11 protein-coding genes and 1 tRNA gene are annotated in these 12,179 nt (G+C 64.6%); 10 read left to right on the top strand and 2 right to left on the bottom strand.

The window, feature by feature from the left end; translation table 11 throughout:
* The first annotated feature begins 30 nt into the window (after window positions 1-30).
* From ABVV53_RS08310 to ABVV53_RS08325, 4 genes are all read left to right on the top strand, one after another.
* Window positions 31-106 (top strand) — tRNA-Ala (locus ABVV53_RS08310).
* Window positions 107-205: 99 nt separating this feature from the next.
* Window positions 206-1,261, top strand: a complete 1,056-nt coding sequence (gene obgE, locus ABVV53_RS08315) for a GTPase ObgE (protein ID WP_353983919.1) — start codon at window positions 206-208, stop codon at window positions 1,259-1,261.
* 103 nt (window positions 1,262-1,364) lie between these two features.
* A complete protein-coding gene (proB, locus tag ABVV53_RS08320) occupies window positions 1,365-2,495 on the top strand; it encodes a glutamate 5-kinase (protein WP_353983920.1) in 1,131 nt (376 codons plus the stop codon).
* Complete coding sequence (locus ABVV53_RS08325; RefSeq protein ID WP_353983921.1) at window positions 2,492-3,400, top strand: NAD-dependent epimerase/dehydratase family protein; 909 nt, start codon at window positions 2,492-2,494, stop codon at window positions 3,398-3,400. The genes proB and ABVV53_RS08325 overlap by 4 nt, the downstream gene beginning before the upstream one ends.
* Window positions 3,401-3,423: 23 nt before the next feature.
* Here the strand turns inward: ABVV53_RS08325 and ABVV53_RS08330 are convergent, their stop codons facing one another.
* Together ABVV53_RS08330 and ABVV53_RS08335 are read right to left on the bottom strand one after the other, a co-directional pair.
* Window positions 3,424-4,701 (bottom strand): MFS transporter, encoded by a 1,278-nt coding sequence (locus tag ABVV53_RS08330; protein WP_353983922.1) that lies wholly within the window; start codon window positions 4,699-4,701, stop codon window positions 3,424-3,426.
* Between the two features lie 43 nt (window positions 4,702-4,744).
* Window positions 4,745-5,359: a TetR/AcrR family transcriptional regulator gene (locus ABVV53_RS08335; protein ID WP_353983923.1), complete on the bottom strand. Its 615-nt coding sequence runs from the start codon at window positions 5,357-5,359 to the stop codon at window positions 4,745-4,747.
* A gap of 77 nt (window positions 5,360-5,436) precedes the next feature.
* Between ABVV53_RS08335 and ABVV53_RS08340 the strand changes: the two genes are divergently transcribed.
* From ABVV53_RS08340 to ABVV53_RS08365, 6 genes are all read left to right on the top strand, one after another.
* Window positions 5,437-6,897, top strand: a complete 1,461-nt coding sequence (locus tag ABVV53_RS08340; protein WP_353983924.1) for an efflux transporter outer membrane subunit — start codon at window positions 5,437-5,439, stop codon at window positions 6,895-6,897.
* On the top strand, window positions 6,890-8,065 hold the full coding sequence (locus ABVV53_RS08345) for an HlyD family efflux transporter periplasmic adaptor subunit (protein ID WP_353983925.1): 1,176 nt from the start codon (window positions 6,890-6,892) through the stop codon (window positions 8,063-8,065). The genes ABVV53_RS08340 and ABVV53_RS08345 overlap by 8 nt, the downstream gene beginning before the upstream one ends.
* The gene (locus ABVV53_RS08350) at window positions 8,065-9,630 is read left to right on the top strand and encodes a DHA2 family efflux MFS transporter permease subunit (protein WP_419956763.1); all 1,566 of its coding nucleotides are present in this window, start codon (window positions 8,065-8,067) and stop codon (window positions 9,628-9,630) included. The genes ABVV53_RS08345 and ABVV53_RS08350 overlap by 1 nt, the downstream gene beginning before the upstream one ends.
* A gap of 42 nt (window positions 9,631-9,672) precedes the next feature.
* Window positions 9,673-10,275 (top strand): DUF938 domain-containing protein, encoded by a 603-nt coding sequence (locus tag ABVV53_RS08355; RefSeq protein ID WP_353983926.1) that lies wholly within the window; start codon window positions 9,673-9,675, stop codon window positions 10,273-10,275.
* Window positions 10,276-10,358: 83 nt separating this feature from the next.
* Window positions 10,359-11,315, top strand: a complete 957-nt coding sequence (locus ABVV53_RS08360; protein ID WP_353983927.1) for an aldo/keto reductase — start codon at window positions 10,359-10,361, stop codon at window positions 11,313-11,315.
* Between the two features lie 94 nt (window positions 11,316-11,409).
* Window positions 11,410-12,156 carry an alpha/beta fold hydrolase gene (locus tag ABVV53_RS08365; protein ID WP_353983928.1) on the top strand — a complete coding sequence of 249 codons (747 nt, stop codon included), beginning with the start codon at window positions 11,410-11,412 and terminating at the stop codon, window positions 12,154-12,156.
* Window positions 12,157-12,179: the final 23 nt, after the last annotated feature.

A 12,179-nucleotide genomic window follows, 5' to 3' on the forward strand; every position in this document is an offset into this window, starting at 1 on the left:
GTCGCTTCTGCCTTGTGCGATTGCTGGAACGGGGCCGTAGCTCAGCTGGGAGAGCGCGTCGTTCGCAATGACGAGGTCAGGGGTTCGATCCCCCTCGGCTCCACCAGTAATTGAAAAACTGCACCAGCGGCCGCACATAACTGCGGCCGCTCGCATTTTGGCGGACCGCGATTGGCCGCATACGCTCCATCGGACTTGACCGCCCATGCATTTTCTCGACCAAGCCAAGATCTATATTCGCTCCGGCGGGGGCGGCCCCGGCGCGGTGAGCTTTCGGCGCGAGAAGTACGTCGAGTACGGCGGTCCCGATGGTGGCGACGGCGGCAAAGGCGGCGATATCATTTTCGAAGCGGTCGCGGGTCTCAATACGCTCATCGATTTCCGATACACGCAGCATTTCAAGGCGCCGCGCGGCGGGCACGGGATGGGCAAGGACCGAAAAGGCGCACAAGGCAAGGACCTCGTGATCAAAGTCCCCGTAGGGACGCAGATCATCGATGACGAGGATCGGGACATGGTGCTGGCCGATCTGGTCGAAGCCGGACAGCGCTTGACGCTGCTGGAAGGCGGGCTCGGTGGCCGCGGCAACGCTTCCTACAAGACGTCGACCAACCGCGCACCGCGTCAGCACCAGCCTGGTTTGCCGGGGGAAGAATTGTGGGTGTGGCTGCGGCTGAAGCTGCTGGCGGATGTTGGCCTTGTTGGTCTGCCGAATGCCGGCAAGTCTACCTTCATCAACCAGCTCACGAACACCCGCGCGAAGGTCGGCGCTTATCCCTTCACTACGCTGCATCCCCAGCTGGGGGTGGTGCGGCACAAGGCGCGTGAGTTTGTGCTGGCCGACATCCCCGGTCTGATCGCCGGTGCCGCGGACGGTGCGGGCATCGGTGACCGCTTTCTTGGCCACATTGAGCGCTGCCGCGTGCTCATCCACCTTATCGATATCGCCGGCACCGATCCGGCGGAGGCGATGCAGGTCGTGGAAGAGGAACTCGCGGCTTATGGTGCTGGCCTGGACGAGAAGCCGCGCCTGATCGTGCTCAACAAGATCGATCTAGCCGACCCTGAACTCGCTTCAGGGTTTGCCAGCGAGTTGCAGGAAGCCGGAGCTGACAAGGTTTTCGCGATCTCTGGTGCAACGGGCGAGGGCATCGATGCTTTGCTCGACGCCGTGATCGCGCATCTGCCGGCAGCCACCGTAACCGAGCGCCCTCAGGGCGAGCGCGAAGAGGAAGACGAGACCCCTTGGTCGCCGCTCTGAGCGGTGGTGAGACCAGTTCCATCGGAGGCACGACGATCCGCCCCCAGCGTCGGACCTCGGTGCTTTCCATGACAGCGTGAATTGCCTAGAGGCTTGCGCTCCCATGACGATCGCCAGTCTTTCCGACCTTGCCGATACGGCGCTGTGCCCTCTCCTCGTAGTGAAGGTGGGCTCGTCGCTTCTGGTTGGAGCAGGGGGCGTCCGACGCGAGTGGCTGAGTGGTTTGGTGGCGGAAATCGCCGAGGTGCGGGCGCGAGGGCAGGGCGTCATCATCGTTTCGTCGGGCGCCATTGCCTTGGGCGCCGCGCGTCTGGGCCTCGACAAGGGTGGCCGCGGCAGCTTGGCTGACGCACAGGCGGCGGCGGCTGTCGGCCAGATTGCGCTCTCCGGCCTGTGGGCGGAACTGCTGGGCAGCCACGGGCTGACGGCGGCGCAAATTCTGCTCACGCTGGACGACCTCGAGGACAGACGCCGCTATCTCAATGCCACAGCCACCTTGGCGCGGTTGCTCGATGCGGGCGCCGTGCCGGTGATCAACGAGAACGACACGGTAGCGACGCAGGAAATCCGCTTCGGCGACAATGACCGCCTTGCCGCTCGCGTGGCCCAGGCGGCGCAAGCGAGTGCGGTGCTGCTGCTTTCCGATGTGGACGGGCTTTACGATCGCAATCCCAGAGAACCCGGTGCGCAGCTGATCGCCGAAGTTGATGGCGTCACGGCCGAGATTCACGCGATGGCGAGCCGCGAATCAGCATCGGGCATGGGCTCGGGTGGGATGACCTCCAAGCTGCAGGCCGCCGAGATCGCGGAGCTCGCCGGGATCGCGCTGGTGATCGGCAATGGAATTCACGAGCGGCCAATCGCGCGCGTAACGCAGGAGGGTATCGGCACGCTGTTCCGGGCGCGGCGCAAGTCGGGTGCGCGCAAGGCGTGGCTTGGTGGGCGGCTTCGTCTCAAAGGCGAGCTGACCGTCGACTCGGGCGCGGCGGTGGCTCTGGCGGGCGGATCGAGCCTGCTGGCCAAAGGCATCACGCGAGTGGAGGGGCAGTTTGACCGCGGCGATCCGGTTGCGATCTGCAGCGAGGAAGGCTGCGTGCTGGCGCACGGGCTTGCTGAGTACGACGCCCAGGAGTGCGCGCGGCTGAAAGGCCGGCACTCCAGCGAGCATGCGGAGTTACTGGGATATGCACCCCGCTCTGCAGTTATTCACCGCGACCAGCTGGTTCTGAAGTGATTATTGCGCTGACTGGAGGGACCGGCTTTGTCGGCCGGGCTTTTGTGGAGTCCGCACTCGAGGCTGGGCATGAGCTGGTCGTGCTCGCGCGCTCGCCGCAGGAACCACGAGCCGGTGTCGAGTGGGTTTTGGGAGATCTGGAGAATCGCGCCGCGCTTGCCGAACTCGTGCGTGGTGCCGACGCGGTTGTGCATGTTGCGGGCGTGGTCAATGGGCCGGACGCCAAGGCGTTTAGGGCTGGCAATTACGTTGGCACGTTGAATCTCGTCGAGGCGGCGGGTGCCGAAGGTGTGCGGCGCTTTATCCACGTTTCTTCGCTCTCGGCGCGAGAGCCGGGGCTTTCTGCCTATGGTGCATCCAAGGAACGGGGCGAAAAGGTCGTCATGGCCAGCCTGCTCGACTGGACGGTCGTGCGTCCACCGGCCATTTACGGGCCGCGCGACAAGGAAATGTTCGAGTTGTTCCGGGCGGCACGCTGGGGCGTCATCCCTATGCCGAAGGAAGGCCGAGCGTCGCTTATTCACGTTGACGATCTCGCGCGGCTGCTCCTCGCTCTGCTTCCGGGCGGCGAAGGTGTGAGCGGGCGCACGTTTGAGCCGGATGACGGACGCGCTGGTGGATGGGAGCATCGCGAACTCGCCTTGGCGATCGGCTGGGCGGTAGACCGGCGACCCAAGGTGCTCGGCCTTTCACCTGCGGCGCTGCGTCGCGCCGCGGGGATCGATGGGTTCCTGCGCGGGCGCGGAGCCAAGATGACGCCAGATCGCGCTGCATACTTCAGCCATCCCGACTGGACCGGACACCCTTCCGCCCATGTGCCGCCCGAAATCTGGGAAGCTCAGGTGGAAACGCGTACCGGCCTCAAGGCCACGGCGCAGTGGTACCGCGAGCAGGGGTGGCTTTGAGGCTGGCCTGAGGTGGGCTTCGCCTACTTGATGGCGGGCTGCTTCCAGGTGCCGTAGAAGGCTATTAGTGCCACAGCGAGGGTGGCAAAGCCGAGTGTGCCGATCACGCCGGGGACGTCGATGCCGCTGGCCAACAATGCGCTGACTGCGCCGACCACGACCACGGTGACGGCGGCATTGATGATGTTGTTTGCCGCAATCACCTGGGAGCGTTCATCCAGTGCAGTATCGACTTGCAGGATGGCGTAGAGCGGCACGATGAACATGCCGCCCGCGAACGCGATCAGCACCACGTCTGCAAGTGGCCGCCAAGCTCCCGGATACGACAGGAACTCCCAGACGCCCGCCCGCGTGGCCTGCATTTCGAACGCTTGTGAGGATAGCCAGAGATCGATGAGCCCCGCTGCCATGCCGAGAGCACTGACGGGGACGTAACGGGCGGAGACTTCGCCCTTGAGCAGCCGGTTTACGGCAAGCGAGCCGATTGCGATTGTCACCGAGAAGACCGCGAGAAACACGTTCACTACGGACTGCCCTCCGCCCAACGTCCCCGATACCAGCGGCGCGAACTCGCTCACCAGAACCGTCCCGGCCGTAAAGAACCAGCTGATGCCCAGGATGGCCGCCCATACTCCGCGGCCGTGCCGGGCCGCTCGCACGACTTGCCAAGTGCCGCGCAGGATGTTCAGGTCGACAGGGTGACCGCCGCGCGATGGCGGAGCAGGCGGCACGGCAAGGCTTGCGAGAAGACCTGCCAAAGAGAGAATGAGGGCAACCATGCCGGCGGATTGAGGGGCGATGAAGCCAGCCAAAAGCTGGCCGCCCAAGATCGCAACGAATGTGCCACCTTCGATCAGGCCAGTGCCGCCCATGATCTCGTCCCGGCGCAGGTGCTGCGGCAGGATCGAGTATTTGACAGGGCCGAAGAATGCAGAGTGCGTACCCATCAGGAATAGACAGACCAGCAGTACCTGCACTGATTGGAGCCAGAACCCTGCCAGGGCAACGGTCATGATCGGCACTTCGGCACACTTCACCAGCCGCACGAGCCTGCTCTTGTCCACCCGGTCCGCGATCTGACCCGCAACCGCTGAGAACAGGAAGTAAGGCAGGATGAACAAGCCGGCCGAGATCACCGCTAGCTGCTCGGTCTTTTCCGGCTCAGCGGCGAAGACGGTGAAGTTGGCGAGGAAGAGAAGGGCGAACTTGAGCAGATTGTCGTTGAAGGCGCCAAGGAACTGGACGGCGAACATTGGCCCCAATCGGCGCGTGCCCAGAAGCGATAGATCGGGTGCTGACACGCTTACTCCTGCGATGGCCGCGGATCTGCCTCTCGGCAGAGCGCTAGGTTCCGGGCTGCTTCGGAGTGTCTTTGTATTCGGGTAGCTGCAGATGAGCAATGAAGTCGTCCACGAACTGCTCGGCCTCGCCCGGCAATACGGGGCCTGGGCGCGTCAATACTTGCGAACGCCATCCCACCAGCGCGGAAGTGACCAGCAGGGCCACTCGCCCCGCCTCGGCGCGGCTGAAACGTGTCGCCATGAATTCGGTCAGGTAGTTCAGCACTTTCGCGGGGCCACGGACGTGGAACACGGTGTTGAGCTCCGGAAAGCGGCCGCCCTCGCCCATGATAAGGCGGAACACGCTGATCGACTGCGGGCGCATCAGCGTGCGTAAGAAGCGAAGGCAGTAGCGATGTAGCCCGTCAACGGAGAAGCCACCAGCAACGGTGGCGCCCTCCATCTCAGAAGCGAACTGCGCAACCAGTTCGTCTACCACTGCGCTGAACAGCTGTTCTTTCGACGCGAAGTGAGACCACAGCGTTGCTTTGGAGCCGCCTAGTTCGTCGGCAATCGCAGACATGCTGGTGGCCGCATAGCCTTGTTCGAGGAACGAGCGCGTCGCGACCTGAACGATCGCCGCACGACGCTTCTGCCTGTTCTGCTCCCGCTTTCCCATCTCTTTTTCCATTGTGTACGGGGCAGTACACTTTTGTATTGACAAGCGCAATGCGAAACACGAATGGAGCTGTACTGATGAGTACACATTTCTCTTTCCGAGTCGGTGCGTCGGGTCTGCTGACGATTACCTTGGCACTCTCCGCTTGCGGCATGCCCAACCTCGGGCCGCGGCCTCAGGTCCGCACCCCCGCCATGCTTGATACCAGTCGCACTTTCGCCACGGCAGAGCCGTCGGCCGAATGGCCGCGGCAGGAGTGGTGGAGAGCTTATGGCGACCCGCAGCTTGACGCGCTCGTTGCCGAGGCGCTTGCGGGATCGCCCAGCGTGGCGGCCGCCGAGGCCCGCATCCGGCAGGCGCGCGGTGCGGCCGAGGTCGTGGGGTCGCAGCTCCTCCCGCAGATCGGCGGCCAAGGCTCTGCCGGTGTAGTCAAGCAAAGCTACAACAACGGCATTCCGGCCGAGTTCGTGCCGAAAGGCTGGAAGAGCAGGGGCGATCTGGCGCTGACCGGCGACTTTGATCTCGATCTATGGGGGCGTCGCCGCAATCTGCTTGAGGCGGCGACATCGCAAGCCGAAGCCGCGATGGCCGATGCCAGCCAGGCGCGGCTGCTGATCGCAAGCAACGTCGTTTCCTCCTACCTCGACCTTGCTCGGCTGATCGCTCGAGAGGCGACGTTGTCAGAAGCGGTGGCGTCGCGGGAAAGCCTGGGCGGTCTGACTCGGAGGCGCGCTGAGCAAGGTATCGAGAACCAGACGCCAGTCCGCCAGACCGAGGCGGAGACCGCCCGTGCGCGCATCGCATTGTCCGCCAACCGCGAGCAGATCGCGGCGCGGCGCCATGCGCTCGCTGCTCTGCTGGGTGCCGGTCCCGATCGCGGGCTGACCATTCGGCCGCGCCCGCTGACGCAAGTCGACGAGGCAGTGCTGCCCCCTGACGCCGGGATCGCGCTTGCAGGACGGCGCCCGGACATCGTCGCTGCTCGCCTGCGCGTGGAAGCCGCGGGCAGCCGCATCGACGTTGCAAAGACGGCTTTCCTGCCGGACATATCGCTGCGGGGGCTGCTCGGGCTCACCTCGATCGGCTTGTCGAACCTGATCGATTCCGGCTCGACTTACGGCAATGCCGGTGCAGCCTTGAGCCTGCCGATCTTCGACGGAGGCAGACTGGGTGGGGAGTATCGCCGGGCGCGGGGGGATTTCGACCTGGCCGTGGCGGATTACAACGCCACCGTCGTGGACGCCTTGCGCGAGGTCGCCGATGCGCTGGCGACACGCGAGGCCGCGCGGGAGCAAGCGCATGACGCGCAACGCGCCGTTGCCGCCGCGGACGCCGCCTATGATCTCGCCCGGCTGCGGTACGACGCCGGGCTCTACAGCTACATCGAGGCGCTCAGCGCGCAGCAGCTCGCACTCGCATCGCGTGAGGCGGCGATCGATGCCCAATTCCGCATTGTGGCCAGTGAAGTCGCTCTCAAGCGAGCGCTCGGCGGGGGTTACGCGGAGCATATGAAGGAAAAGGTTTCGACAGATGAGTGACATCGAGCACAACCAGCCCGCTGGTGAGGCGCCGCGCGCCGCAGGGGCAGGTGATCCGTCGGGTGCCGTGGTGGACAAGTCGAAGCGCCGGCCTCTGCTGATGGGCGTGCTGGTCGCCGTCGTCGTCATCGGCGGTCTCTATCTGCTGTACGAGACGTTCATCGGCGGCCGTTGGGTCTCGACCGACAACGCCTATGTGGCGGCCGACACCGCGCAAGTGACACCGCTGACTGCAGGTCAGGTGGTTGAGGTCGCCGTGATTGACACGCAGCCGGTCCGTCGCGGCCAACTGCTCATGCGGCTCGACGACGAAGATCAAAGCATCGCCGTCGCACAAGCAGAAGCCGAACTGGCAGCGGCTCAGCGCCGCTACACGCAATCACGGGCGCAGGGCTCTGCTGCCGGCGCCACGGCTCAGGCAAAGGAAGCGGCGGTGCCTGCTGCACAAGCTCAGCTCGCGTCGGCCCGGGCCGACCTCGAAAAAGCGCGAGCGGACTACCAGCGGCGTGCCTCGCTTGAAGGAAGCGGCGCCGTTTCCGGGGAGGAACTCACCAGCGCACGCAACATCCTCAGCGCCAGCCAGGCGGCTGTGCTGCAGGCTGAGGCGAGCCTCAGCCAGGCGCGCGCGGATGCCACCAGCGCGCGGCGCAACGAAGCCGCTACGGTGGCCCTGACCGAGGGCTTGCCGATGGACGAGGCGCCCGAAGTGAGGGCTGCAAGAGCGCGCCTCTCGCAGGCGAAGCTGGACCTTGCCCGTACGGTGATCCGCGCACCAATCGATGGTGTGGTGGCACAGCGCTCGGTTCAGGTGGGGCAGCGCGTCACGAACGGATCGGTCGCGATGGTCATCGTGCCGCTTGAGCAGCTCTACGTCGAAGCCAACTTCAAGGAAGACGAACTCGGCAAGGTGCGGAGCGGCCAGACCGTGGACCTGACCTCCGACTTTTACGGAGACGATGTCGTCTATCACGGCAAGGTCATGGGCTTTGCCGGGGGTACGGGCTCGGCGTTCGCCTTGATCCCTGCGCAGAATGCCACGGGCAACTGGATCAAGGTCGTCCAGCGCCTGCCCGTTCGCATCTCACTGGATGCCGAGGAACTGCGGGCGCATCCCTTGCGTGTCGGCCTGTCGATGGAAGCCACTATCGACCTCACGAGCCGTCGCTGATGGCCTCGCGCGCAGCAGCTGTTCAGGGGCTGTTCGAGCCCTCGGAGGAACCTCGGCCCTATAGCGGCGTGAAGTTGATGATCGCCGGTCTGGTGCTGGCGATGGCGAACTTTATCGTCGTGCTGGACCTGACAATCGCCAATGTCTCGGTGCCGCATATTGCCGGCGGCCTCGCAGTCTCCGTGTCGAGCGGGACCTGGGTCATCACCTCCTATGCGGTTGCGGAGGCGATTTGCGTACCTTTGACTGGCTGGCTGGCTGGACGTTTCGGCACGCTGCGCACATTCGTTTTCTCTCTCCTGGGCTTTGGCATCTTCTCGGTCCTGTGTGGCCTGTCCGAGAGCCTCGGCATGCTGGTGGCGTTCCGCCTCGGACAGGGCTTCTGCGGCGGTCCGCTCATGCCGCTCACTCAAACCATCATGCTGCGGATCTTTCCTCGGGAACTGCACCCCAAAGCGATGGCAATGTGGGCGATGACGGTCGTGATCGCTCCCATTCTCGGGCCGATCCTGGGCGGCTGGATCAGCGATGACTGGTCCTGGGAATGGATCTTCTTCATCAACGTCCCAATCATCGCGCTGATACTCTTTGGCGTGGTCACGCTCCTTCGCGGTGTCGAAACTCCCACGCAGAAGACGCCGATCGACGGCATCGGCCTTGCTCTCCTCGTTACCTGGGTCGGGGCGCTGCAACTGATGCTCGATAAGGGACGTGAAGAGGACTGGTTTGCCTCGTCCTTCATCGTCGGCTGCGCCGTGGTGGCCGCCATTTTCTTCGCGCTGTTCCTGATATGGGAGCTGACGGAGGAACACCCGATCGTCGACCTCAAGGTATTTCGGCATCCCGGCTTCACGGCGGCGACGCTGTCGCTAATCCTGGCCTTTGGCACGTACTTCTCTTCCATCGTCGTCATCCCGCAGTGGCTTCAGACTTCGCTGGGATACACTGCGACACACGCGGGGTACGTCATGGCCTTTAGCGGCGTATTGGCGGTGGTCATGTCGCCCTTGGTGCCGGCACTGATGAAGCGGTTCGACCCGCGCCTGCTGGTGTTCACCGGCATTGCATGGCTCGGGGTGTGTGCGCTCCTTCGCTCGGTGTGGTGGTCGACCGATGCGACCTTCTGGACGCTTGCTATGCCGCAATTGCTGCAGGGGGCCGGGGTGGCACTGTTCATGGTGCCCCTGACCACTATCAGCCTGGGAGCGGTGGAGCCGCGTGAGACTGCTTCCGCTGCCGGCATGGCCAACTTCGGCCGCACTCTTGGCGGCGCGATCGCGACCGCAGTGGTAACGACGTACTGGAGCAACCAGGCCCGAACCGACACCGCGCAAATGGCAGGAGAGCTGAATGGCGCACCCGAGCTGCTCGCGCGCATGCAGGAACGGGGCTTCGGGGTAGAGCAATCTCGGGCGGTCATCGAACAAGTGGTGACGCAGCAGGGTTTGGCTGTCGGGACTACGCATCTGTTCATGGTGGCTGCTGTTGTCCTGGTGTTCGCCGCCATGGCGATCTGGCTGGCGCCACGTCCTCCCAAGGGCGTCGGTCCCGCAGCGGCGCACTAGAGCGGCGTTTGCATGAGGGCGGGAAGGGGCTAGGCAACCCCGATGCATGATGCTCGCCGCCAGGCTCCCGCCGTCGCTCGCAACCGCGATTCCATCCTGCAGGTGCTGCGCGATACGCTGCCGCCCCAAGGTTTGATCGTAGAAGTCGCCAGCGGCACCGGTGAGCATGCTCTGCATTTCGCGCGCGAGTTGCCGGGACTCACCTGGCAGCCAACGGACCCTTCGCCGGAGGCGCGGGCCTCGATCGCCGCATGGCGGCTAGCCCACCCTTCGGCCAATCTTCTGGAGCCTCTCGCGCTGGATGCAGCCGACCCGGACTGGCCCGTTGAGCGCGCCGATGCTCTGCTGTGCATCAACATGGTCCATATCAGCCCGTGGGAGGCTACGGTCGGGCTGATGGCGGGTGCGAGGCGGCTGCTCGCGAAGGGCGCGCCTCTGCTGCTCTACGGACCGTACCGCCGGGGCGACCGGCCGCTAGAGACGAGCAACGCTGCGTTCGACGCCGACCTCAAAGCCCGCGACCCGCGTTGGGGGCTGCGAGAACTCGACGACGTGTCGGAGCTTGCGGCCGCGCACGATCTTGCGCTCGAGGCGACGTTCGAGATGCCGGCTAACAACCTCATCGTGGTGTTTCGTCACCGCTGAGGCCTGCTGCCGTTCCCCCGTTTGGCACGGGCGGCCGGGTATGCTTTCATGCAGGCAAGGTGGAACGGCGAGAGAGGACAGCAATGGACAAGCGCGAACTCGGCAATGGCCTGAGAGTCACCAAGCTGGGGCTCGGGTGCATGAGCATCAGCGGTGCCTACGGCGAGAAAATCACGCAGGCAGAGGCCGATGCCTTGCTTGGCAAAGCTTACGAGCAGGGGATTACGCTGTTCGACACAGCCGAAATCTATGGGCCCTTCATCGGTGAGGAGATGGTGGGGCGTGCCATCGCGGGGTTCCGCGACCAAGTAGTGCTTGCCACCAAATTCGGCTTCAGGATCGATCCGGAGACGGGCAAGGCGAACGGCATGGACAGCCGACCCGAACACATCCGCGAGGTCGTGGAAGCCTCGCTGCGGCGGCTGGGCACCGACCGCATCGACCTGCTTTATCAGCACCGCGTCGACAAGGAGGTTCCAGTTGAGGACGTCGCTGGCGCGGTGAGCGAGCTGGTTGCCGCGGGGAAGGTGCAGTGGTTCGGCATGTCCGAGGCCGATCCGGACTCGATCCGGCGGGCGCATGCAGTGCATCCCGTCGCGGCGCTGCAAAGCGAATATTCGCTGTGGTCGCGCAACATCGAGGCGGAAGTGCTCCCTACCATCCGCGAGTTGGGGATCGGCCTTGTGCCCTACAGTCCCCTAGGTCGCGGCTTTCTGACCGGCACCGTCCAGCCCGGCACGCTGCCAGACGGCGACTTTCGCGCGACCATGCCGCGCTTCCAGACCGAGGCAGGACAGGCAAATCTGCGCCTGGTGGATGCGCTGGTGGCGCTGGCGAGCCACAAGGGCTGTACTCCGGCGCAACTGGCACTCGCCTGGGTGCTGCATCAGGGAGAGGACATCGTGCCGATACCGGGCACCCGAAAGATCGAGCGCCTGAACGAGAACGTGTCGGCGGCTGAACTTACACTCTCTGCTGATGACCTGGCCATGATCGAGCAGGCCGTGCCTGCTGATGAGGTCGTGGGCGGGCGATACTGATGGAAGCGCAGGCTGCGGACCCGGAGACCGCTCTTAGAGACGTTGCATCACGCGCCGAGCGGATCGAGACACCTTGCGGTCACGGTACTGCGGTATGGCACGTCTGGGGAAAGGGAAGCCGCTGGTGCTGGCGCACGGCGCGCAGGGCTCTTGGCAGCACTGGATACGCAACATCGACGCGCTCGCCTCAGAACGGCGCGTGATTGCGGTGGACTTGCCAGGACATGGCGAGTCCGCATTGCCGGAGACACAGGATCACGCAGGGATGGTCAAAGCCCTCGCCGTGGGCCTGAAACACATATGTGTCGAGGAGAGGGCGGTTGACCTTTGCGGCTTCTCCTTCGGCGGAGTGGTTTTCGCGCATCTCGCGGCTTTCTACCCGAAGCTGGCGCGGCGACTGATACTTGTCGGCTGTGGCGGATTGGGCACGCCAAATGGCCGGGTCGCACTCAGCGGTGTGAGCGGATTGCGCGGGGAGGAGCGTGCGGCGGTTCTCAAGGCCAATCTCCTCGCACTCATGCTGCACCACCCTGACAGTGCCGATGAGCTTGCCGTGCATATGCTGTTGCCGAACGCAAAGCGCGCGAGGCTTTTCGCTGCAGACATGGTGCTGCCGGACAAGCTTTTGCGCATCCTGCCAGAGGTGCGGTGTCGTGTGGACGCGATCTGGGGTGAGTTCGACCGGCCGCATCCCGATCCCGCGCTCCAGCAAGAAGCTTTGCGCACGGTCTGCCCTGACGCACAGCTGGAGGTCGTTTCCGATGCTGGGCACTGGGTGATGTATGAGCGGCCGGAAGCATTCGGGCGCGCTCTTGAGGCGCTGCTGGCACAGCGAGCCTGATAGCGTCGCCCTGGCCCGATCCA

This window comes from Novosphingobium kalidii (assembly GCF_040534015.1).
In the GTDB taxonomy this organism is placed as follows: domain Bacteria; phylum Pseudomonadota; class Alphaproteobacteria; order Sphingomonadales; family Sphingomonadaceae; genus Novosphingobium; species Novosphingobium kalidii.